Annotated in this window: 17 protein-coding genes and 3 pseudogenes; 10 read left to right on the forward strand and 10 right to left on the reverse strand. The window is 51.4% G+C overall.

The window, feature by feature from the left end:
- Positions 1-8: 8 nt before the first annotated feature.
- Positions 9-434, reverse strand: a complete 426-nt coding sequence (nudI, locus tag QZF50_RS08145) for a nucleoside triphosphatase NudI (protein WP_061892460.1) — start codon at positions 432-434, stop codon at positions 9-11.
- Between the two features lie 278 nt (positions 435-712).
- Between nudI and QZF50_RS08150 the strand changes: the two genes are divergently transcribed.
- The 3 genes and pseudogenes from QZF50_RS08150 to QZF50_RS08160 form a co-directional block, all read left to right on the forward strand.
- The gene (locus QZF50_RS08150) at positions 713-1,255 is read left to right on the forward strand and encodes a YfaZ family outer membrane protein (RefSeq protein WP_000717009.1); all 543 of its coding nucleotides are present in this window, start codon (positions 713-715) and stop codon (positions 1,253-1,255) included.
- Positions 1,256-1,354: 99 nt separating this feature from the next.
- A complete protein-coding gene (locus QZF50_RS08155; RefSeq protein WP_000921642.1) occupies positions 1,355-2,557 on the forward strand; it encodes a nicotinamide mononucleotide deamidase-related protein YfaY in 1,203 nt (400 codons plus the stop codon).
- Between the two features lie 63 nt (positions 2,558-2,620).
- Positions 2,621-3,082, forward strand: a pseudogene (locus tag QZF50_RS08160) (aldolase/citrate lyase family protein); the annotation flags it as partial.
- Positions 3,083-3,122: 40 nt separating this feature from the next.
- On the opposite strand, the gene QZF50_RS08165 reads toward QZF50_RS08160, so the two are convergent.
- The 4 genes from QZF50_RS08165 to glpA all read right to left on the reverse strand — a co-directional run bounded on the left by QZF50_RS08165 (position 3,123) and on the right by glpA (position 8,283).
- A complete protein-coding gene (locus QZF50_RS08165) occupies positions 3,123-4,025 on the reverse strand; it encodes an ISNCY family transposase (RefSeq protein WP_000140570.1) in 903 nt (300 codons plus the stop codon).
- Between the two features lie 193 nt (positions 4,026-4,218).
- Positions 4,219-5,409 carry an anaerobic glycerol-3-phosphate dehydrogenase subunit GlpC gene (gene glpC / locus QZF50_RS08170; RefSeq protein ID WP_001000358.1) on the reverse strand — a complete coding sequence of 397 codons (1,191 nt, stop codon included), beginning with the start codon at positions 5,407-5,409 and terminating at the stop codon, positions 4,219-4,221.
- Positions 5,406-6,665, reverse strand: coding sequence for a glycerol-3-phosphate dehydrogenase subunit GlpB (gene glpB, locus QZF50_RS08175; RefSeq protein WP_061892459.1), 1,260 nt, complete (start codon positions 6,663-6,665; stop codon positions 5,406-5,408). The genes glpC and glpB overlap by 4 nt, the downstream gene beginning before the upstream one ends.
- Entirely contained in the window at positions 6,655-8,283 is a 1,629-nt protein-coding gene (gene glpA, locus QZF50_RS08180) for an anaerobic glycerol-3-phosphate dehydrogenase subunit A (protein WP_000857257.1), read from the reverse strand. The genes glpB and glpA overlap by 11 nt, the downstream gene beginning before the upstream one ends.
- Before the next feature lie 272 nt (positions 8,284-8,555).
- Here glpA and glpT point away from each other — a divergent pair, with 272 nt between their 5' ends.
- Positions 8,556-9,914: a glycerol-3-phosphate transporter gene (gene glpT, locus QZF50_RS08185; RefSeq protein WP_000948723.1), complete on the forward strand. Its 1,359-nt coding sequence runs from the start codon at positions 8,556-8,558 to the stop codon at positions 9,912-9,914.
- Positions 9,915-9,918: 4 nt separating this feature from the next.
- The gene (gene glpQ, locus QZF50_RS08190; RefSeq protein WP_000768973.1) at positions 9,919-10,995 is read left to right on the forward strand and encodes a glycerophosphodiester phosphodiesterase; all 1,077 of its coding nucleotides are present in this window, start codon (positions 9,919-9,921) and stop codon (positions 10,993-10,995) included.
- A gap of 41 nt (positions 10,996-11,036) precedes the next feature.
- On the opposite strand, the pseudogene QZF50_RS08195 reads toward glpQ, so the two are convergent.
- Positions 11,037-11,276 (reverse strand): annotated as a pseudogene (locus QZF50_RS08195) (LysR family transcriptional regulator); the annotation flags it as partial.
- Between QZF50_RS08195 and QZF50_RS08200 the strand changes: the two are divergent.
- Positions 11,274-11,378: pseudogene (locus QZF50_RS08200) on the forward strand (hypothetical protein); the annotation flags it as partial. The pseudogenes QZF50_RS08195 and QZF50_RS08200 sit on opposite strands and share 3 nt — an antisense overlap.
- A gap of 79 nt (positions 11,379-11,457) precedes the next feature.
- Positions 11,458-12,108 (forward strand): lipopolysaccharide kinase InaA, encoded by a 651-nt coding sequence (gene inaA / locus QZF50_RS08205; protein WP_000301050.1) that lies wholly within the window; start codon positions 11,458-11,460, stop codon positions 12,106-12,108.
- A gap of 53 nt (positions 12,109-12,161) precedes the next feature.
- Here inaA and yfaE read toward each other — a convergent pair whose 3' ends face one another.
- From yfaE to nrdA, 3 genes are all read right to left on the reverse strand, one after another.
- Complete coding sequence (gene yfaE, locus QZF50_RS08210; RefSeq protein ID WP_000135040.1) at positions 12,162-12,416, reverse strand: ferredoxin-like diferric-tyrosyl radical cofactor maintenance protein YfaE; 255 nt, start codon at positions 12,414-12,416, stop codon at positions 12,162-12,164.
- Positions 12,416-13,546 carry a class Ia ribonucleoside-diphosphate reductase subunit beta gene (nrdB, locus tag QZF50_RS08215; RefSeq protein WP_000332036.1) on the reverse strand — a complete coding sequence of 377 codons (1,131 nt, stop codon included), beginning with the start codon at positions 13,544-13,546 and terminating at the stop codon, positions 12,416-12,418. Before nrdB ends, yfaE begins: the two co-directional genes overlap by 1 nt.
- Before the next feature lie 88 nt (positions 13,547-13,634).
- Positions 13,635-15,920, reverse strand: coding sequence for a class 1a ribonucleoside-diphosphate reductase subunit alpha (gene nrdA, locus QZF50_RS08220; RefSeq protein WP_001075177.1), 2,286 nt, complete (start codon positions 15,918-15,920; stop codon positions 13,635-13,637).
- A gap of 127 nt (positions 15,921-16,047) precedes the next feature.
- Here nrdA and ypaB point away from each other — a divergent pair, with 127 nt between their 5' ends.
- Both ypaB and yfaL read left to right on the forward strand, forming a co-directional pair.
- On the forward strand, positions 16,048-16,191 hold the full coding sequence (gene ypaB / locus QZF50_RS08225) for a protein YpaB (RefSeq protein ID WP_001300064.1): 144 nt from the start codon (positions 16,048-16,050) through the stop codon (positions 16,189-16,191).
- A 424-nt stretch (positions 16,192-16,615) separates the two neighbouring features.
- Entirely contained in the window at positions 16,616-20,350 is a 3,735-nt protein-coding gene (gene yfaL / locus QZF50_RS08230; RefSeq protein WP_001220033.1) for an AIDA-I family autotransporter adhesin YfaL/EhaC, read from the forward strand.
- Positions 20,351-20,477: 127 nt separating this feature from the next.
- Here yfaL and ubiG read toward each other — a convergent pair whose 3' ends face one another.
- A complete protein-coding gene (gene ubiG / locus QZF50_RS08235) occupies positions 20,478-21,200 on the reverse strand; it encodes a bifunctional 2-polyprenyl-6-hydroxyphenol methylase/3-demethylubiquinol 3-O-methyltransferase UbiG (protein WP_000990766.1) in 723 nt (240 codons plus the stop codon).
- 146 nt (positions 21,201-21,346) lie between these two features.
- Between ubiG and QZF50_RS08240 the strand changes: the two genes are divergently transcribed.
- On the forward strand, positions 21,347-21,714 hold a 368-nt coding region (locus QZF50_RS08240), incomplete at its 3' end, for a DNA gyrase subunit A (RefSeq protein WP_290388851.1).

Consider the following 21,714-nt stretch of genomic DNA (forward strand, 5'->3'; position numbering starts at 1 on the left):
CATCATTGTTAAAGAAGACCTTTCAAACGTAACGTTTTTCGGGTGGCAACATTTAAATCATTATGCACCAGATCTTCAGGTTTTACCCACGCGTAGTCCTGAAACTCTTCGTTTATTTTCACTTCTCGGTTGGCAGAAACGCAGTCAAAAATCAGGTAAATCATATAAATCTCTTCCTTGCGACCATCTGCATACGTCTTGGTGCGAATATCATCGCTGAAGGTCCACGGCGTGATTTCTGTCAAAAGCAGCTGTTCTCCCAGTTCTTCGCGAATTTCGCGGCGTAGTGCCTCTTCAATTCGTTCGCCAGACTCCACGCCGCCACCCGAAAGCGCCCATTGACCGGGGAAAACGCCGCGATCGTCGGCCATTTTACACAGCAAATAAGCACCATCATTTTGAATCAAAGGGCATACAATAGTCCGTTGTCGCATAGGGGTATTCCTTATAAATAAAAAGAAACCATGAGAATACGGTAACTCAGAAATATGTGAAAGTGACAGTAATCTCTTTTGCAATGATAACTGCACTTATTATTATTTTTGTGTGTATCGGTAAAGTGTGTTTATTTTTTCGGCGTTTAATTATTTAAGAAGTATTTAGTTACAATAAGTGACTAGATCCCTTTTTTCGCTCATTGAATCCTCTGTGCCAGGCAGTACAATCCCGCAGCTTTGGGAATTTTGATTAATTGCTTGTGGGAAAGGGGATAATGAAAAAAATTGCGCTAGCAGGTCTGGCCGGAATGCTGTTGGTTTCTGCATCGGTCAATGCAATGAGCATCAGCGGCCAGGCGGGTAAAGAATACACCAATATTGGTGTCGGTTTTGGGACTGAATCGACGGGCCTGGCTTTAAGCGGTAACTGGACACATAACGACGACGACGGTGACGTCGCGGGCGTGGGGCTGGGGTTGAATCTGCCTCTCGGGCCGTTAATGGCGACCGTTGGCGGAAAAGGCGTTTACACCAACCCGAATTACGGCGATGAAGGTTATGCCGCAGCGGTAGGAGGTGGTTTGCAGTGGAAAATTGGCAACAGCTTCCGTTTGTTTGGCGAGTATTACTACTCTCCGGATTCGCTCTCCAGCGGTATTCAAAGTTATGAGGAAGCGAATGCTGGCGCGCGTTACACCATTATGCGTCCAGTCAGTATTGAGGCGGGTTATCGCTACCTGAATCTGTCGGGTAAAGACGGTAACCGCGACAACGCCGTGGCTGACGGCCCGTATGTTGGGGTTAACGCCAGTTTCTGATCCCTTCCGGCGCGGCATTCTGTCGCGCCATTCAGTTTCTTACTACGCCTTATCTCCCTTTGCGTTATAGTGATTCGATAACAAAAGCAGGAGATAACCATGTTAAAAGTGGAAATGCTATCCACCGGGGATGAAGTGTTACACGGGCAAATCGTTGACACTAACGCTGCCTGGCTGGCCGATTTTTTCTTTCATCAGGGGCTGCCATTATCTCGCCGCAATACGGTGGGGGATAACCTTGATGACTTAGTCACCATTCTTCGCGAACGTAGTCAGCACGCCGATGTGCTGATCGTTAACGGCGGGCTGGGACCGACCAGCGATGATTTAAGCGCACTCGCCGCTGCGACAGCAAAAGGTGAAGGCATGGTGCTGCATGAAGCCTGGCTCAAAGAGATGGAACGCTATTTCCACGAACGTGGACGAGTAATGGCACCGAGCAACCGTAAACAAGCGGAGCTGCCTGCCAGTGCTGAATTTATCAATAACCCGGTAGGCACCGCCTGTGGTTTTGCCGTGCAGCTTAATCGTTGCCTGATGTTCTTTACTCCCGGCGTACCGTCAGAATTTAAGGTGATGGTCGAGCACGAAATCCTGCCGCGTCTGCGCGAGCGTTTTTCTTTACCACAGCCGCCGGTTTGTCTGCGTTTAACTACCTTTGGTCGTTCGGAAAGCGATCTGGCACAAAGCCTGGACACTCTACAACTGCCGCCGGGCGTAACAATGGGCTATCGCTCTTCAATGCCGATTATCGAACTGAAACTCACCGGACCGGCAAGCGAGCAACAGGCGATGGAAAAACTGTGGCTGGACGTTAAACGTGTTGCCGGACAGAGCGTGATTTTCGAAGGCACCGAAGGACTGCCCGCGCAGATCAGTCGCGAATTGCAAAACCGCCAGTTCAGCCTGACGTTGAGCGAGCAATTCACCGGTGGTTTATTGGCTTTGCAACTTTCTCGCGCAGGTGCTCCATTGCTGGCGTGTGAAGTGGTTCCTTCACAGGAAGAAACCCTGGCGCAAACTGCGCACTGGATTACAGAACGGCGGGCCAACCATTTTGCCGGGCTGGCACTGGCTGTTTCGGGTTTCGAGAACGAACATCTCAACTTTGCGCTAGCCACACCAGACGGCACTTTCGCTCTGCGTGTGCGTTTCAGCACTACGCGCTACAGCCTGGCTATCCGTCAGGAAGTGTGCGCAATGATGGCACTGAATATGCTGCGCCGTTGGTTAAACGGCCAGGATATCGCCAGTGAGCATGGCTGGATTGAGGTTATTGAGTCCATGACCTTATCTGTCTGATTCCGCCACTCTGTGCCGGTTTACTGCACCGGCACATTCCCCCTCCGGCAAAACTTGTCCAACCCTCCCTACGGTGAGCGTGGTGTTGGGGCCAGTGTGGCACGGGCTGCGCGCTGGGGACGCATTGAGAATTACATGGCGCAAGTCAACGATTCGCTTTGTCTGTTAGTGCAGGTGGAAAGTAAAACGGCACTGGATAACCTGGACGAGATCCTCGACGTCGAAGGGATTGATGGCGTGTTTATTGGACCAGCGGATCTTTCTGCGTCGTTGGGCTACCCGGATAACGCCGGGCACCCGGAAGTGCAGCGAATTATTGAAACCAGCATTCGGCGGATCCGTGCTGCGGGTAAAGCGGCTGGTTTTCTGGCTGTGGCTCCTGATATGGCGCAGCAATGCCTGGCGTGGGGAGCGAACTTTGTCGCTGTTGGCGTTGACACGATGCTCTACAGCGATGCCCTGGATCAACGACTGGCGATGTTTAAATCAGGCAAAAATGGGCCACGCATAAAAGGTAGTTATTGATATCAAAGGCCCATGGGGATCGGCTGTGGGCCTGTGTTAATTAGTGGTTATTCGCTGCCAGATCGGCTTCGCTTAGCTGGGTGGCCGCGAGCACCTGGTCACGATCAATGCCCTGTTCCAGCATGCGCAAAGCAATTTTAATGGCTTGTTCATGCATACCTTCCTGCCAGCCAATTTGATGCCCTTCCTGCCGTAGCCGTTCAGCAATAGTCATTAATCTCTCCTTTTGTAGTGGTGAACGTTCGGCAATCTCCTCAATAAAACGGGTGAAACGGGAGGTATCGCCGCATTGCAGCAGATAATTAAACAGTGTTTGTAGCTGGCTGTCATTAGTGAAGCCTCTAACCAAAAGCGTGGTGATCCTGTCGACCATGCCGATTAAATCGCGGTCGCGAATATGCTTTTGAATCAGTTCCAGCAGAGCTATACGCCGATGTTGCATGATCTCATCGTCAGGTACGATGGTGATATCCACCAACGGAAAAGCTTCGGTGTACAACTGCCGGGCAAGTTGCGGATCGTCAAACTCATCCAGCCAGTTAAGTGAGTACGGGTAGGGCGATGTTTCGCCATGATAAAACAGCAATGGCACCACCAGCGGAACTCTGTCATAGCCTTTATCCAGGTGACGCTGCATGGCGGCAGTGGCATAGCGCATTAGCCGAAAAGCCATATTCTTTTCTGCAGAGCTTTGATGTTCAATCACGCAGTAGATATAGCCGTCACCGTCGCTGGTTTCCACGGACCACAAAACATCCGAGTAGTAAGCGCGTAAACTTTTTTCAATAAAACTAGTGGGTTCCAGGCGTAAGGTTTGCAGGTTGCAAAGCTTGCGCAGTGGTTCTGGTAAATGTATTTCGAGAAAATCCCGTGCGGTTTCGGGTGTGAACATAAAGGTTTTAAACACCGCATCATGCGGGGAGGATGTTGTTGATTCGGTCATGGTTGTCCGTCACCTGATATTTATGATGACGCGACATTACGTCTATCCCGGGCCTTTGACATCTGTCAGTTTCAGCCTTTGCGAGACATTTTCAGAGGAATTTTCAAAGCGTTGCAACGCATACATGGTGCGTGGAATCGCGCTCGCAAAAATGCCCGATAAGCAATGTGCTTACCGGGCATCAAAAGGTCGGTTAAGCCAGCGCCTGGGCCAGTAGCGTAATCGGATGTTCGCAGCGAAGGCTCGTGGACATCTCAATCTGCCATTTGCAGGTTTCGCAGTCGGTGATGACCAGATCCGCGCCGCTCTCTTCTATCTGGCGGAACAGTGGCGCACCGATGGCTTGTGAGGTGGGGTAGTTCTCTTTTTTGAAACCGTAAGTACCCGCAATACCGCAGCACTGGGAATCCAGCACCGTTAACTCAAGCCCCGGGATTTTACGCAACAGCTCCAGGGTGTAGAGCGTCCAGCCCATTTTTTCCATATGGCACGGAGTGTGATAAACCACTTTCAGCGGCAGCGGTTTCAGCGGTAACGTTTTGCCTTCGTCCAGCTTGCGCCACAGCCAGCGGGTTGCCAGTTCGATATGATCGCGCAAGCCTTTGTTGTCGACATTCAGCACTTCCGGGTATTCGTCGCGCAGGGCAAATGTACAGGTTGAGGAGGTGGCAATCACCGGAATGCCTTTTACTCCCACAGCTTCGCGGATCGACTCTACATTCGTAATTGCCTGTTTGCGTGCTTTATCGGTAAAGCCGTTGGCGATTAGCGGTACGCCGCAGCATTTTTCTTTGCTGAGCAGTTGTACACCGGTACCCATTGCGTTGAGCACTTTAATTAAATCTTTACCTAACTGCGGATGGTTGTAGTTAACGAAGCAGCCGTGAAAGAAAGCGACCTGGTCTTTATATTGTGCTTGCTGAGCCGCTATGCTGCGATACCAGCGACGGAACGTGCCGAAGGAGTATTTCGGTAGCGTGCGGCGATGATCGATTTTTAACGCCGCATCAAGCAGCTGCCGCACCGGTTTCAGCGAGGTAGCGGTGTTGACGATTGGTGCGAACGGCGTGGAAACGCTACCCATCAGGTCGGTATGACTCAACACAAAATTACGCAGCGACGGGCGCGTGGTGTCATATTTTGCCCGCGCGCGCTGGATAATATCGCCAATCTTCACATCGGACGGGCAGGCGACTTCACAACGTTTGCAGTTGATGCAATATTTCAGCGCCTCGTCATACAGTGCGCCATCTTTCAAACGCAGACGCTCGCCATCCGGCCCGGCTTGTTTTGGCCCTGGATAACCGGGATTCACCCGGCTCACCGGGCAGGCGGTGGTGCAGACGGTGCACTTAATGCAGTTTTCGAAGCTGGTGTCGTTCATTGTTGGCCTCCTGCGCGTTGGGCAATCTGTTGAGCGGCATGTAAAGCACTGACGGCACAAACACCGCCGCCGCATCCCTGGGCGATGGGATCAAATCCGCCCAGCACCGAACCGATGGCAAACAGGTTCTCAATGGTTTGCCCTGCCTGCGACGGGCGTAGCGTCTCATCAGTGGTTACACCGAACTGCTGCCACGGTTGCGGCGCAAAAAAATCGCCCTTATACCATTCACCCCGCGTGGCGGTTTGTAGCACATCAAGGCCGAGAATCGGCTCGCGAATGCCGTTACGTTCCGCTACCAGTCCGCCACTAAAGAAACTGCCGCTGGCGAGAACCGCGAAACGTGGACGTAGCGGAATATCGGCGTGATTGCGGGTCCAGATTTCATTCACTACGCCATTTTTACAGGTCACTTTTTTCACTTCATCGCCCGGCATCCACACGCCACCCTGGCGCACAAACTGGCGCTGTAACTGGTTTTGCAGACGAATGCCCAGCACGGAAGGCGGCAGCGTTGGCAAAAGCATCAGTGAACAAGGTAGTTTTTCATTCAACCAACGCCACAGTTTGTCATCGGCCAGGCCGAAGCAGGCGGGCATCAGGATCATTTCGCAGGTATTGGCGACAGGAATAAGCGCATCAAGTAACAGCGGCCAGTTTTCTTCATTATCAAGGAAACGGGCGATATTCACAGCGCGAAATTCGGTGGCGTTATTGCGCAGGACATCCAGTTCCGGCAGCTCTATTTCTGCGGTTTCAAACGAAAGATCCAGTTCGCGCAACGAAGCCGCCGCAAGATGCGCCTGGAAATCCATCAGCCCGCTTATCCCCACTACACATATCTTCTTCGCGGGTAGCGGCCAGACGGGAACTTCTGGCGAACTTAACCAGGTTGCACGCAAAGTGCCGAGCGGGGTAACGCGCTGATGGGCCAGTTCCACGCTGCCCTGCAATTGCGCACCGCTTTCAGCGATCAATGCCTGCGCCTGGCAAGCGAGATCGAGCACGCGTTGTGGTTCGAGAAGACTGTAAGGATGGGCTGGTGCCTGCTGACGCAAAGATTCCAGTCCACTGTGAATGTCTGTCACCGGTTGACCATCAGGCAGATGGCTCAGCAAATCCAGCGAACCGGATGAGAAATGCAGCGCGCTTTGACCACGCGTGACAATGGCACAGCGCAGGCCGTGTTTTTGCAGTTGCAGGCCACAGAGTAATCCGGCGAGGCCGCCGCCCATAATGACAGTATCAAAGCGCATCTTTCTGCTCCTTCTCCAGACCACACAGTCCCTGATAAACCCAGCGGGTAAATTCGCTTTCGCGCAGTGCGTCTCCCCAGGCGATGGGTTGCACGCCTTTCCAGCGTTCGTTAAGGAAGGTGGAAAGTTGCTCGATAGATTGCGCGGACGTCGTGACGTTAAAACGTTGCAGCAGTCCGGCAGCGCGGCAGGCGCAGAGTTCGCCCTGGCAGGTACCCATCCCCACACGGGTACGACGGCGTAAATCCAGCAGGCTATTAACGTTTAAATTTTCTACCGCGTACTGAACTTCACCCGCAGTTACCGCTTCGCACTCACATACCAGGCTACGATGCAGACGGCCTTCGCTCAGCCAGGCAGGCGTGCGATCGCCATGACGATAAACCGCAGAACCGCGCAGCGGGGCAGGCAGGGAGATGACTTTACGCAAGGTAACTTCAGCGGGTTCTTGTGAACCAGGCAGTGCCAGATCGGCAGTCGTACAGGGGCGCGTGTTGCCCAGTTTGCGGCATACCGCGTCGGTAGCCCATTCAGCCATCAGCCGATAGGTCATCAGTTTGCCACCGGTGATGGTGATAAATCCGTCCAGACCATCGCGTTCAGCATGGTCGAGCAGCACGATGCCACGGCTGACGTTACGTCCGCTCGGGTCGTCATCGCTGGCAACCAGCGGGCGCACGCCAGAATAGGCCCGCAAAATGCGCGTTTTCGCCATCACGGGGGCCAGTTTTTCCCCTTCACGCAGCAGAATATCAACCTCTTCTGCCGTCACTCGATTATCGTCAATCTCGTTGTAATCAATACGTAAAGAGGTGGTGCCAATCAGCGAAATGGTATCGCCAGGCACCAGAATATCGGCGTCGGAAGGTTTACGGCAGCGGTTGATCACATGCTGGTTAATGCGGTGATCCATGATCAGCAGCGATCCTTTCGCCGGGAACATGCGAATGCGCAGATCGGCATATTCGGCAATGTGTTGCCCCCAGATCCCAGCGGCATTAACCACGACAGGTGCATGAAGGGCCTGAGTTTCGCCGGTGAGATGATTACGTACACGAACACCGCACACCGTCGCGCCTTCACGAATCAGCCCCGTGACTTCATGAGCGGTAAGGATAACGGCACCGTGTTCTTTGGCATCCAGCATGTTTGCTGCGGTCAGACGAAATGGATCAACGGTGCCATCCGGAACTTTCACCGCGCCAATCAGTGCCGGGTTAACGGCAGGTTCGATAATGCGCGCTTGCTGCGGGTCTATAGCTTCTGCGCTGATCCCTGCTTCTTCGCAGGCGCGAATAAAAGTGGCCTGGAATGAGAGGTCATCTTCCGGCAGGGTGATAAACAGGCCGTTGGTTGGTTCAACGCAGTGACGTGCAATGCGTTTCAGGATCTGGTTTTCACTAATGCATTCGCGGGCCGATTCCGCATCGGTTACCGCATAGCGCGCACCGCTGTGCAGCAGGCCGTGGTTACGCCCGGTGGCACCGGTTGCGATGTCGTGGCGCTCAACCAAAATCACGCGCAGCCCGCGCAGGGCACAGTCGCGGGCAATCCCGGCTCCCGTTGCGCCGCCACCAATGATAATCACGTCACTTGATTGCGAGTCGCGAGTTTTCATTGTTATCCCTCTGAAGTTCGTTTTTTACCATTTAGCCATAGTAAAAACATGAATTGTTTGATTTCGCGCATATTCGCTCATAATTCGAAAGTGAAACGTGATTTCATGCGTCATGCTGAACATTTTGTAAATCTTATTTAATAATGTGTGCGGCAATTCACATTTAATTTCTGAATGTTTTCTTAACATCGCGGCAACTAAAGAAACGGCAGGTTCTCCCACTGAATCAGTCTGTTAATCATAAATAAGACCACGGGCCACGGAGGCTTTCAATGTTGAGTATTTTTAAACCAGCGCCACACAAAGCGCGCTTACCTGCCGCGGAGATCGATCCGACTTATCGTCGATTGCGCTGGCAAATTTTCCTGGGGATATTCTTTGGCTATGCGGCTTACTATTTGGTTCGTAAGAACTTTGCGCTTGCTATGCCTTATCTGGTTGAGCAGGGATTCTCACGCGGTGATTTAGGTTTTGCCCTTTCGGGGATCTCGATTGCTTATGGATTTTCGAAATTCATCATGGGTTCGGTATCGGATCGCTCGAATCCGCGCGTTTTCCTGCCCGCAGGTTTGATTCTGGCGGCGGCAGTGATGTTGTTTATGGGCTTTGTGCCATGGGCGACGTCGAGCATTGCGGTGATGTTTGTACTGTTGTTCCTCTGCGGTTGGTTCCAGGGGATGGGGTGGCCGCCGTGTGGTCGTACTATGGTGCACTGGTGGTCGCAGAAAGAACGTGGCGGCATTGTGTCAGTGTGGAACTGTGCGCACAACGTCGGTGGTGGTATTCCGCCGCTGCTGTTCCTGCTGGGGATGGCCTGGTTCAATGACTGGCATGCGGCGCTCTATATGCCTGCTTTCTGCGCCATTCTGGTGGCATTATTCGCCTTTGCGATGATGCGCGATACCCCGCAATCTTGTGGTTTGCCGCCGATCGAAGAGTACAAAAATGATTACCCGGACGACTATAACGAAAAAGCGGAACAGGAACTGACGGCGAAGCAGATCTTCATGCAGTACGTGTTGCCGAACAAATTGCTGTGGTATATCGCCATCGCCAACGTGTTCGTTTATCTGCTGCGTTACGGCATCCTCGACTGGTCACCGACTTACCTGAAAGAGGTTAAACATTTCGCGCTGGATAAATCTTCCTGGGCCTACTTCTTCTATGAGTATGCGGGTATTCCGGGCACCCTGCTGTGCGGCTGGATGTCGGATAAAGTCTTCCGTGGCAACCGTGGGGCAACCGGCGTTTTCTTTATGACACTGGTGACCATCGCGACTATCGTTTACTGGATGAACCCGGCAGGTAACCCAACCGTCGATATGATTTGTATGATTGTTATCGGCTTCCTGATCTACGGTCCTGTGATGCTGATCGGTCTGCATGCGCTGGAACTGGCACCGAAAAAAGCGGCAGGTACGGCAGCGGGCTTTACCGGGCTGTTTGGTTACCTGGGCGGTTCGGTGGCGGCGAGCGCGATTGTTGGCTACACCGTGGACTTCTTCGGCTGGGATGGCGGCTTTATGGTAATGATTGGCGGCAGCATTCTGGCGGTTATCTTGTTGATTGTTGTGATGATTGGCGAAAAACGTCGCCATGAACAATTACTGCAAAAACGCAACGGAGGCTAATGGCATGAAATTGAAGCTGAAAAACCTTAGCATGGCGATCATGATGAGCACTATAGTCATGGGAAGCAGTGCAATGGCGGCGGACAGCAACGAAAAAATAGTCATCGCCCATCGCGGTGCCAGTGGATATTTGCCGGAGCATACGCTGCCAGCAAAAGCGATGGCGTATGCGCAGGGAGCGGATTATCTGGAACAGGATTTGGTGATGACCAAAGACGACCATCTGGTTGTTCTGCATGACCATTATCTCGATCGTGTTACTGATGTTGCCGATCGTTTCCCGGATCGGGCGCGCAAAGACGGTCGTTACTACGCGATAGATTTCACGCTGGATGAAATTAAGTCGCTGAAATTTACCGAAGGTTTCGATATTGAAAACGGTAAAAAAGTGCAGACTTATCCGGGGCGTTTCCCAATGGGTAAGTCCGACTTCCGGGTGCACACCTTTGAAGAAGAGATTGAATTTGTTCAGGGGTTAAATCACTCTACCGGGAAAAATATCGGTATTTATCCTGAAATCAAAGCGCCGTGGTTCCATCATCAGGAAGGGAAGGATATTGCGGCAAAAACGCTGGAAGTGCTGAAGAAATATGGTTACACCGGTAAGGACGACAAAGTTTATTTGCAATGTTTTGATGCTGATGAGCTGAAGCGTATTAAGAATGAGCTGGAACCTAAAATGGGCATGGATCTCAATCTGGTACAGTTGATTGCCTATACCGACTGGAATGAAACGCAGCAGAAACAGCCGGATGGAAGCTGGGTTAATTACAACTACGACTGGATGTTTAAGCCGGGTGCTATGAAACAGGTGGCGGAATATGCCGACGGTATCGGGCCGGATTACCATATGTTGATTGAGGAAACATCGCAGCCGGGTAATATCAAACTCACTGGCATGGTGCAAGATGCTCAGCAGAATAAACTGGTAGTGCATCCTTATACCGTGCGGTCAGATAAACTGCCTGAATACACTACTGATGTGAATCAGTTATATGATGCTCTGTATAACAAAGCGGGTGTAAATGGGCTGTTTACTGATTTCCCTGATAAGGCAGTAAAATTCCTTAATAAAGAGTAATGCTACTGCAGGATGGCGTTCATGCGCCATCCTGTCTCACATCAAATTTTTCCATTCACCACGAGTTGTTCCGTACACGTTTGTAGTAAAAACAGTGGACTGCCTTCTACCGGCTTTTCTTTAGCCAACAACGAAATCTGTCGATAGAAGGTTGGTTCGTGAGGAACGGAACACAATTCACCTGCAATGCTTTTCAGCGTTAACTCTGGTTGTAAGGCGATGCCTAATCCCTGTCGAATAAACTTCATCGCTGTATCCGACTGATTAAATTCACATTTTATCTACTGGGCGCACTATTAGTGGTAGTGGCTGGTGGAATCTATGCGCTGCAAATGAAGGGTAAAAGCGGTGTCACGCTAGTAGTGGCAAAAGAAATTCATTAATACGACACGTTTCATTAAGATTTTCCTCAGGTAACCACCTATAGTCATTGTCGTTAATAAAAATGACAGGCGATAGGGTATGGCAGTTTCAGCAAAGTACGACGAATTTAATCACTGGTGGGCAACAGAGGGCGACTGGGTTGAAGAGCCTAACTATCGCCGTAATGGTATGAGCGGGGTGCAATGCGTCGAGCGCAACGGCAAAAAGCTGTATGTAAAGCGCATGACGCATCATCTGTTTCATTCCGTACGTTATCCGTTCGGCCGACCAACGATTGTCCGTGAGGTTGCGGTAATTAAAGAACTGGAACGGGCCGGTGTCATCGTGCCGAAGATCGTTTTTGGTGAAGCGGTGAAAATTGAGGGTGAATGGCGAGCGTTGCTGGTGACTGAAGATATGGCGGGGTTCATCAGCATTGCTGACTGGTATGCCCAGCATGCAGTATCGCCTTATTCTGACGAAGTACGGCAAGCCATGTTGAAAGCAGTGGCGCTGGCGTTTAAGAAAATGCATAGCATTAATCGTCAGCATGGCTGTTGTTATGTTCGCCATATCTATGTGAAAACAGAAGGTAATGCAGAAGCTGGTTTTCTTGACCTGGAGAAAAGTCGTCGCCGCTTGCGTCGCGATAAAGCGATTAATCATGACTTCCGCCAGCTGGAAAAATATCTGGAGCCAATCCCCAAAGCGGACTGGGAGCAGGTGAAAGCGTATTACTACGCCATGTAATCGTTGTAGGCCAGATAAGACGCATAAGCGTTGTATCTGGCACTACAACCAATTCACATCTCGATTTCAATATCGCCTTTTGCCCGGCAACAACAGGGCAAAATTTCCCCCGGCTGAATAAAGGCTAACGGTTCGGCAATCCAGTCAACCTGACCTGCAACCAGACGGGTGCGACAGGAGCCGCAGTAACCTTCGCGACACTGATACTCAACCGCCACATTGTGGGATTCCAGCGCCGCCAGAAGGGAAGGGTGTTCATCCTGGCACAGCAGTTGTGTGCCAGTGATGCGCAGGGTAACGCGGGCCATCAGAGTTGGAAGTTACTCAAATCGTCGGTGTCCACTTCCGCGTCAATCTGCCCGACCAGATAAGAACTGACTTCCACTTCCTGCGGAGCAACCTGCACGTTATCAGACACCAGCCAGGTGTTGATCCATGGGATCGGGTTGGAGCGCGTCTGGAACGGCAGATCCAAACCGACTGCCTGCATACGGATATTGGTGATGTATTCAACGTACTGGCAGAGAATGTCTTTATTCAGACCAATCATCGAACCGTCGCGGAACAGATAATCCGCCCAGTCTTTCTCCTGTTGAGCTGCCTGAACAAACAGGTCATAGCACTCCTGCTTACACTCTTCGGCAATTTCCGCCATCTCAGGATCGTCCGCGCCGCTGCGCAGCAGATTCAGCATATGCTGGGTGCCGGTCAGGTGCAGGGCTTCGTCGCGGGCAATCAGGCGAATAATTTTGGCGTTGCCTTCCATCAATTCGCGTTCTGCAAATGCGAAGGAACAAGCAAAGCTGACGTAGAAACGAATCGCTTCCAGCGCGTTAACGCTCATCAGGCAGAGATACAGTTTTTTCTTCAGCTCGCGCAGGCTAACGGTCACAGTTTTACCGTTAACGGTGTGGGTACCTTCGCCCAGCAGATGCCAGTAGCTGGTCATTTCGATCAGCTCATCGTAATAGCTGGAGATCCCTTCCGCACGTTTCTGGATCTGCTCGTTGGTGACGATATCGTCAAACACAACAGACGGATCGTTAACGATATTACGAATGATATGAGTATAGGAACGGGAATGAATCGTTTCTGAGAACGCCCAGGTTTCGACCCAGGTCTCCAGTTCCGGGATCGAGATCAGCGGCAGCAGTGCCACGTTCGGGCTACGGCCCTGAATGGAATCCAGCAGCGTCTGATATTTCAGGTTGCTGATAAAGATGTGTTTTTCGTGTTCAGGCAGTGCCTGGTAATCGATACGGTCGCGAGAAACGTCAACTTCTTCCGGACGCCAGAAGAAAGAGAGCTGCTTTTCGATCAGCTTTTCGAAGATGTCATATTTTTGCTGATCGTAGCGAGCCACGTTGACCGGCTGACCAAAGAACATCGGTTCTTTGAGCTGATCATTTTTCGTCTGTGAAAAGGTGGTATATGCCATGAGTGTGTCCTGTGGTTTTATTACCCCTCACCCTAACCCTCTCCCGCAAGGGGAGAGGGGACGGTTTGGTGCAAAGGCTGGGGGATTATCAGATCTTACATGCGCCGCTTTCGCAGCCATCGTCCTGGATTGACGGCACCAGATCGTCCTGCGCGTCTTCAGCGCCGTCACGGGTGTTCTGATAATACAGCGTTTTGACCCCGAATTTGTAGGCGGTGAGCAGGTCTTTCAGCAACTGCTGCATCGGCACTTTTCCTGACGGGAAACGTGACGGATCGTAGTTGGTGTTAGCAGAGATCGACTGATCGATAAATTTCTGCATGATACCTACCAGTTGCAGGTAGCCATCGTTACCCGGCATTTCCCACAGCAGCTCATAGGCGTCGTGCAGGTGCTCGTAGTCCGGCACCACCTGGCGCAAAATACCGTCTTTCGACGCTTTGATGCTGACGTAACCGCGCGGCGGTTCAATACCGTTAGTGGCGTTAGAGATCTGTGAAGAAGTCTCTGACGGCATCAGGGCAGAAAGCGTGGAGTTACGCAGGCCGTGCGTTTTGATTGATTCACGCAATGCTTCCCAGTCGTAATGCAGCGGCTCATTAGCGATGGTATCCAGATCTTTCTTATAGGTATCGATCGGCAGGATCCCTTTCGCGTAAGTGGTTTCGTTAAACCACGGGCACGCGCCTTGCTCTTTTGCCAGCTCGTTAGACGCTTTCAGCAGGTAATACTGAATCGCTTCGAAGGTTTTATGCGTCAGGTTGTTGGCGCTGCCGTCGGAGTAACGCACACCGTGCTTCGCCAGGTAGTAAGCGAAGTTGATCACACCAATACCCAGCGTACGACGACCCATCGCTCCACGTTTGGCGGCCGGGATCGGGTAATCCTGATAATCCAGCAGCGCGTCAAGTGCACGAACCGCCAGAATTGCTAGCTCTTCCAGTTCATCCAGGCTATTAATTGCGCCCAGGTTGAAAGCAGACAGCGTACACAGCGCGATTTCACCGTTCTCGTCGTTGACGTCGTTCAGCGGTTTGGTCGGCAGGGCTATCTCCAGGCACAGGTTAGACTGACGCACTGGCGCGATGGCCGGATCAAACGGGCTATGGGTATTGCAGTGGTCAACGTTCTGAATATAGATACGACCGGTAGACGCACGTTCCTGCATCATCAGCGAGAACAGCTCAACGGCTTTCACACGCTGCTTGCGGATGCTGTCGTCTTTCTCATATTTGGTATACAGGCGTTCAAACTCTTCCTGATCGGCGAAGAATGCGTCGTACAGCCCCGGTACGTCGGACGGGCTGAACAGGGTGATATCTTCACCTTTCAGCAGGCGGGTATACATCAGTTTGTTGATCTGTACCCCGTAGTCCATATGGCGCACGCGGTTGCCTTCCACACCACGGTTGTTTTTCAACACCAGCAGGCTTTCCACTTCCAGATGCCACATCGGGTAGAACAGCGTTGCCGCACCGCCGCGCACGCCGCCCTGAGAGCAGGATTTCACCGCTGTCTGGAAATGTTTGTAGAACGGAATACAGCCGGTATGGAACGCTTCACCACCGCGAATCGGGCTACCCAGCGCACGAATACGCCCGGCGTTGATGCCGATCCCGGCACGCTGGGAAACGTATTTCACAATCGCGCTGGAGGTAGCGTTGATGGAATCCAGACTGTCACCGCACTCGATCAGTACGCAGGAGCTGAACTGACGAGTCGGGGTACGCACGCCGGACATGATTGGCGTCGGCAGCGAAATTTTAAATGTGGAAACCGCGTCGTAAAAACGCTTCACATATTGCAGGCGCGTTTCACGCGGGTAGTTCGAGAACAGGCACGCGGCAACCAGAATATAAAGGAACTGGGCGCTTTCGTAGATTTCGCCGGTCACGCGGTTCTGTACCAGATATTTGCCTTCCAGCTGCTTAACGGCAGCATAAGAGAAGGTCATATCACGGTCGTGATCGATAAACGTGTCCATCTGCTTGAACTCTTCTTCCGTGTAGTCTTCCAGCAGATGATTATCGTATTTGCCCATCTCGACCATTTTCACCACGTGGTCGTACAGCGCAGGCGGCTCAAACTGGCCGTAGGCTTTTTTACGCAGGTGGAAGATCGCCAGGCGCGCGGCGAGATACTGATAATCCGGCGCATCACGGGAGATCAGGTCTGCGGCCGCCTTGATAATGGTTTCGTGGATGTCAGAGGTCTTGATACCGTCATAAAACTGAATGTGGGAGCGCAGCTCGACCTGGGAAATCGAAACGTTATGCAGTCCTTCTGCCGCCCAATCCAGAACGCGATGGATTTTGTCGAGATTGATGCGCTCTGTGCTACCGTCGCGCTTTGTCACCAGCAGATTCTGATTCATGTATGTCGTACCTGTTTTTGGAATTCTTTCCGCAATAGTTTCATGCAGACTACCTGTAGTACGGGAAGCTGCTTAGAACACTATATATAGGGGGTATGTTTGGGATTCACTGCAAGATAGTGTGAAAATGGCCCTCTTGCAAGTGCATAACTTTGTGGATAACTCAGGAAGGAAAAAGTGGCTTTCGCGCACCTTAGGTCAGACAAGGTGTCCGGGAAAGTCAATGGGAAGAGAAAAATTTGTTAAAAATAACTGTTCGGCGATTTCTTGAACGGCAGAATAGGTTGGATAAATTGATATAGATGGTTTATTAATCTTTTTGCTAATGATTGCAAAAATTGATCTAAGCACGAGTCATCACATAATCTGATGTATCAGTTGTGGTCAATATATAAGCGAATGTAAGCGATTGTTGATGTCGAAATGGTTGTTTTCTATTCGGTTATTGTTAAATGCGAAGCCATTTTGTTAATTTACCTTATATTATAACAAAATTATTCATTACTTTAATTTAGTTTAAATATATCTGGTATCCCTTAAGGTTATTAACTTGAATTATGACGCACTGATATTATTCATCAAATAATAACAAAATAGCCATTGCATCGGGTTGGACAATTTACAAAAGAAAGATAACCCATATTGTATAATGCGTTTAAATATGCCGTCTTATATAAAATGATGGTCAGATTAATATGCGGATTATCTTTCTACGCAAGGAGTATTTATCTCTACTCCCGTCAATGATTGCATCTCTTTTCTCTGCTAACGGTTTCGCGGCGGCCATTGATTTATGCCAGGGATATGATATCAAAGCGAGTTGTCACGCCAGCAGGCAAAGCCTTTCAGGCATTACGCAGGACTGGAGTGTCGCCGATGGGCAATGGCTGGTTTTTTCGGATATGACCAATAACGCCAGCGGAGGAGCCGTATTTTTGCAACAAGGAGCGGAATTTTCACTATTACCAGAAAATGAAACTGGAATGACTCTGTTTGCCAATAACACCGTTACAGGAGAATATAATAACGGCGGGGCCATATTTGCTAAAGAAAACTCAACGCTGAATCTTACTGATGTTATTTTTTCCGGTAACGTCGCAGGCGGCTATGGTGGCGCAATCTATTCTTCTGGTACTAATGATACTGGTGCCGTCGATTTACGTGTCACTAACGCCATGTTTCGCAATAATATCGCTAATGATGGCAAAGGTGGCGCAATTTATACCATTAATAATGACGTCTATTTAAGTGATGTTATTTTTGATAACAACCAGGCATATACATCAACAAGTTACAGTGATGGCGATGGCGGGGCAATCGATGTTACCGATAATAATAGCGACAGCAAGCATCCTTCAGGTTATACGATAATAAATAACACTGCCTTTACAAATAACACTGCCGAAGGTTATGGCGGGGCGATATATACCAATAGCGCGACGGCTCCCTATCTTATTGATATTTCTGTTGATGACAGCTACAGCCAGAACGGCGGCGTGTTAGTGGATGAGAACAACAGCGCAGCAGGCTATGGAGATGGTCCTTCCACTGCGGCGGGTGGCTTTATGTATCTCGGCTTAAGTGAAGTTACCTTTGATATTGCCGACGGAAAAACGCTGGTTATTGGCAATACAGAGAATGACGGAGCTGTTGACTCTATTGCTGGTACCGGGTTGATCACCAAAACAGGTTCCGGCGATCTGGTACTTAATGCAGATAACAATGACTTTACTGGTGAGATGCAGATTGAAAACGGTGAAGTTACCCTGGGTCGCAGCAACTCCCTGATGAATGTCGGCGATACGCATTGCCAGGACGATCCGCAAGACTGCTACGGTCTGACGATAGGGAGTATTGATAAGTACCAGAATCAGGCAGAGCTAAACGTTGGCTCCACCCAACAAACCTTTGTGCACTCATTGACGGGCTTTCAGAATGGCACTTTAAATATCGATGCTGGTGGCAATGTTACTGTTAATCAAGGCAGTTTTGCTGGCACCATCGAAGGTGCTGGTCAGCTCACCATTGCGCAAAACGGCAGCTACGTGCTGTCGGGGGCGCAGTCGATGGCGCTAACCGGCGATATAGTCGTTGATGATGGTGCGGTGCTTTCGCTGGAAGGCGACGCGGCAGATCTTACCGCTCTCCAGGACGATCCGCAGTCGATCGTGTTAAACGGCGGTGTGCTCGATCTCTCTGATTTCTCCACCTGGCAGAGTGGCACATCATACAACGATGGCCTTGAAGTCAGCGGCAGCAGCGGAACGGTTATCGGCAGTCAGGATGTGGTAGATCTTGCAGGTGGAAACGATATGCATATCGGCGGTGACGGGAAAGATGGCGTCTACGTGGTGGTCGATGCGGGCGACGGGCAGGTAAGTCTGGCAAACAATAATAGTTATTTGGGCACAACACAAATCGCCTCCGGTATGCTGGAGGTGAGCGACAACTCACAGCTTGGAGATACCCACTATAACCGCCAGGTTATCTTTACCGATAAGCAACAAGAAAGCGTGATGGAGATTACTGCCAATGTCGATACTCGCTCTACGACGACTGAGCATGGGCGTGATATTGAAATGCGCGCCGACGGTGAAGTGGCAGTTGATGCGGGGGTAGACACGCAGTGGGGCGCACTGATGGCTGACAGCAGCGGGCAGCATCAGGATGAGGGTAGCACATTGACTAAAACGGGGGCGGGTACGCTGGAGCTGACCGCCAGCGGTACAACGCAGTCGGCGGTACGTGTCGAAGAAGGCACCCTGAAAGGCGATGTCGCGGATATCCTTCCTTATGCTTCGTCACTGTGGGTCGGTGATGGGGCGACGTTCGTTACTGGCGCGGATCAGGATATTCAGTCTATCGATGCTACTTCCAGCGGCACTATCGATATCAGCGATGGTACGGTTTTGCGTCTGACCGGGCAGGATACTTCCGTCGCCCTTAATGCCTCATTGTTTAACGGCGATGGGACGCTGGTGAATGCTACCGATGGCGTGACGTTGACAGGTGAGCTTAATACCAACCTTGAAACTGACAGCCTGACCTATCTTGCCGACGTGACGGTTAATGGTGATCTGACCAATACGTCCGGTGCGGTTAGCCTGCAAAATGGCGTCGCTGGCGATACGCTGACGGTAAACGGTGATTATACCGGCGGCGGTACGCTACTGTTCGACAGCGAATTAAACGGCGATGACTCGGTAAGCGATCAATTGGTGATGAACGGTAATACTGCTGGCAACACAACTGTGGTGGTTAACTCCATTACAGGGATTGGTGAGCCGACATCGACAGGCATTAAAGTGGTTGATTTCGCAGCTGATCCCACGCAGTTTCAAAACAATGCACAGTTCAGTCTGGCTGGCAGTGGCTACGTCAACATGGGAGCGTATGACTACACGCTAGTGGAAGATAACAACGACTGGTATCTGCGATCGCAAGAAGTAACGCCGCCATCGCCACCTGATCCAGACCCTGACCCAACACCCGATCCTGACCCAACACCCGATCCAATCCCCGCTTACCAGCCGGTGCTGAATGCCAAAGTTGGCGGTTATCGCAATAATCTGCGGGCGGCAAATCAGGCGTTTATGATGGAGCGACGCGATCATGCAGGTGGCAATGGTCAGACGCTGAATTTACGTGTTATCGGCGGACGTTATCATTACACGGCGGCAGGGCAACTGGCTCAGCATGAAGACACTTCTACGGTGCAGCTTAGCGGTGACCTGTTTAGCGGGCGCTGGGGCGATGATGGCGAGTGGATGCTTGGGGCGGTTGGTGGCTACAGTGATAATCAGGGCGAGAGCCGCTCGAATATGACCGGAACTCGCGCCGATAACCAGAACCACGGTTATGCCGTTGGGCTGACCTCAAGCTGGTATCAGCACGGTAATCAGAAGCAGGGGGCCTGGCTGGATAGCTGGCTGCAATACGCGTGGTTTAACAATGATGTTTCCGAACAAGACGATGGCACAGATCATTACCACTCGTCGGGGATTATCGCCTCGCTGGAAGCCGGGTATCAGTGGTTACCGGGGCGTGGTGTGGTGATTGAACCGCAGGCGCAGGTGATTTATCAGGGCGTGCAGCAGGATGATTTTACCGCCGCTAACCATGCGCGCGTGTCACAATCGCAGGGGGATGATATTCAGACGCGGCTGGGTTTACACAGCGAATGGCGTACCGCGGTTGGTGTCACACCAACATTAGATCTGAATTATTATCACGATCCCCATGCGACGGAAATTGAAGAAGATGGCAGCACTATCAGTGACGATGCGGTGAAGCGACGGGGTGAAATAAAAGTGGGAGTCACGGGCAATATCAGTCAGCGAGTGTCCCTGCGCGGCAGCGTGGCGTGGCAGAAAGGGAGTGATGATTTTGCCCAGACGGCAGGGTTTTTGTCGATGACGGTGAAATGGTAATCACTGTCTAGTCGGCACGGTTGCCGGATGCGGCGTAAACGCCTTATCCGGCCTACGGGGAGCATTTGTAGGCCTGATAAGACGCGGCAAGCGTCGCATCAGGCATTGGCTCGGCCAAACAACAACCTCACTTATTCTGCGTGTGCAGCATATAGTTCACATCCACGCCGGGGCCGAGTTTAAAAGTATTAGTGAGCGGGTTGTAATGTAGCCCGGTTATATGTCGCTCTTTAAGGCTTGTCTGATCTACCCAGCCAAGCAGTTCTGCCGGTTTAATAAACTTCTTCACATCATGCGTGCCTTTGGGCACCATGCGCAAAATATATTCCGCGCCAACCACCGCCATCAGCCATGACTTGCCGTTGCGGTTAAGCGTCGAGAAAAAGACATCGCCGCCTGGTTTCACCAGTTGCGCACAGGCTCTGACCACTGACTGCGGATCGGGGACGTGCTCCAGCATCTCCATGCAGGTCACCACATCATACTGCCCGGCATGTTTTGCCGCGTGCTCTTCCACGGTTTCCTGCACATAATCCACCTGAATGCCGCTTTCCAGCGCGTGCAGTTTTGCCACCTGCAATGGCTCAAAGCCCATATCCAGACCGGTCACCGTCGCGCCTTCGCGCGCCATACTCTCGGCCAGAATGCCGCCGCCACAACCGACATCGAGCACCTTTTTGCCAAATAAACCGCCAGCACGCTCGGCAATATAGCCCAGACGCAGCGGGTTAATGCGGTGCAACGGTTTGAACTCACCTTCAAGATCCCACCAGCGGGAGGCGACGGCTTCAAATTTAGCGATCTCTTCGTGGTCTACGTTATGGTTTACCGGCGATTTTTCGGCATTCATTAGCACTTCTACTCCGTAATTGGCAAGACAAACGAGTATATCAGGCATTGGATGTGAATAAAGCGTATAGGTTTACCTCAAACTGCGCGGCTGTGTTATAATTTGCGACCTTTGAATCCGGGATACAGTAGAGGGATAGCGGTTAGATGAGCGACCTTGCGAGAGAAATTACACCGGTCAACATTGAGGAAGAGCTGAAGAGCTCCTATCTGGATTATGCGATGTCGGTCATTGTTGGCCGTGCGCTGCCAGATGTCCGAGATGGCCTGAAGCCGGTACACCGTCGCGTACTTTACGCCATGAACGTACTAGGCAATGACTGGAACAAAGCCTATAAAAAATCTGCCCGTGTCGTTGGTGACGTAATCGGTAAATACCATCCCCATGGTGACTCGGCGGTTTATGACACGATCGTCCGTATGGCGCAGCCATTCTCGCTGCGTTACATGCTGGTAGACGGTCAGGGTAACTTCGGTTCCATCGACGGCGACTCTGCGGCGGCAATGCGTTATAC

It is taken from the genome of uncultured Escherichia sp., assembly GCF_948475835.1.
Classification (GTDB): Bacteria; Pseudomonadota; Gammaproteobacteria; order Enterobacterales; family Enterobacteriaceae; genus ECMA0423.

What these genes read in the sequence shown, in the direction of transcription:
- yfaL (WP_001220033.1), top strand. Translation starts at nt 16,616, where the DNA reads ATGCGGATTATCTTTCTACGCAAGGAGTATTTATCTCTACTCCCGTCA.
- QZF50_RS08165 (WP_000140570.1), bottom strand. Translation starts at nt 4,025, where the DNA reads ATGACCGAATCAACAACATCCTCCCCGCATGATGCGGTGTTTAAAACC.
- glpA (WP_000857257.1), bottom strand. Translation starts at nt 8,283, where the DNA reads ATGAAAACTCGCGACTCGCAATCAAGTGACGTGATTATCATTGGTGGC.
- glpC (WP_001000358.1), bottom strand. Translation starts at nt 5,409, where the DNA reads ATGAACGACACCAGCTTCGAAAACTGCATTAAGTGCACCGTCTGCACC.
- yfaE (WP_000135040.1), bottom strand. Translation starts at nt 12,416, where the DNA reads ATGGCCCGCGTTACCCTGCGCATCACTGGCACACAACTGCTGTGCCAG.
- QZF50_RS08150 (WP_000717009.1), top strand. Translation starts at nt 713, where the DNA reads ATGAAAAAAATTGCGCTAGCAGGTCTGGCCGGAATGCTGTTGGTTTCT.
- glpB (WP_061892459.1), bottom strand. Translation starts at nt 6,665, where the DNA reads ATGCGCTTTGATACTGTCATTATGGGCGGCGGCCTCGCCGGATTACTC.
- glpT (WP_000948723.1), top strand. Translation starts at nt 8,556, where the DNA reads ATGTTGAGTATTTTTAAACCAGCGCCACACAAAGCGCGCTTACCTGCC.
- ypaB (WP_001300064.1), top strand. Translation starts at nt 16,048, where the DNA reads ATGGCCCTCTTGCAAGTGCATAACTTTGTGGATAACTCAGGAAGGAAA.
- glpQ (WP_000768973.1), top strand. Translation starts at nt 9,919, where the DNA reads ATGAAATTGAAGCTGAAAAACCTTAGCATGGCGATCATGATGAGCACT.
- nudI (WP_061892460.1), bottom strand. Translation starts at nt 434, where the DNA reads ATGCGACAACGGACTATTGTATGCCCTTTGATTCAAAATGATGGTGCT.
- nrdB (WP_000332036.1), bottom strand. Translation starts at nt 13,546, where the DNA reads ATGGCATATACCACCTTTTCACAGACGAAAAATGATCAGCTCAAAGAA.
- inaA (WP_000301050.1), top strand. Translation starts at nt 11,458, where the DNA reads ATGGCAGTTTCAGCAAAGTACGACGAATTTAATCACTGGTGGGCAACA.
- ubiG (WP_000990766.1), bottom strand. Translation starts at nt 21,200, where the DNA reads ATGAATGCCGAAAAATCGCCGGTAAACCATAACGTAGACCACGAAGAG.
- QZF50_RS08155 (WP_000921642.1), top strand. Translation starts at nt 1,355, where the DNA reads ATGTTAAAAGTGGAAATGCTATCCACCGGGGATGAAGTGTTACACGGG.
- nrdA (WP_001075177.1), bottom strand. Translation starts at nt 15,920, where the DNA reads ATGAATCAGAATCTGCTGGTGACAAAGCGCGACGGTAGCACAGAGCGC.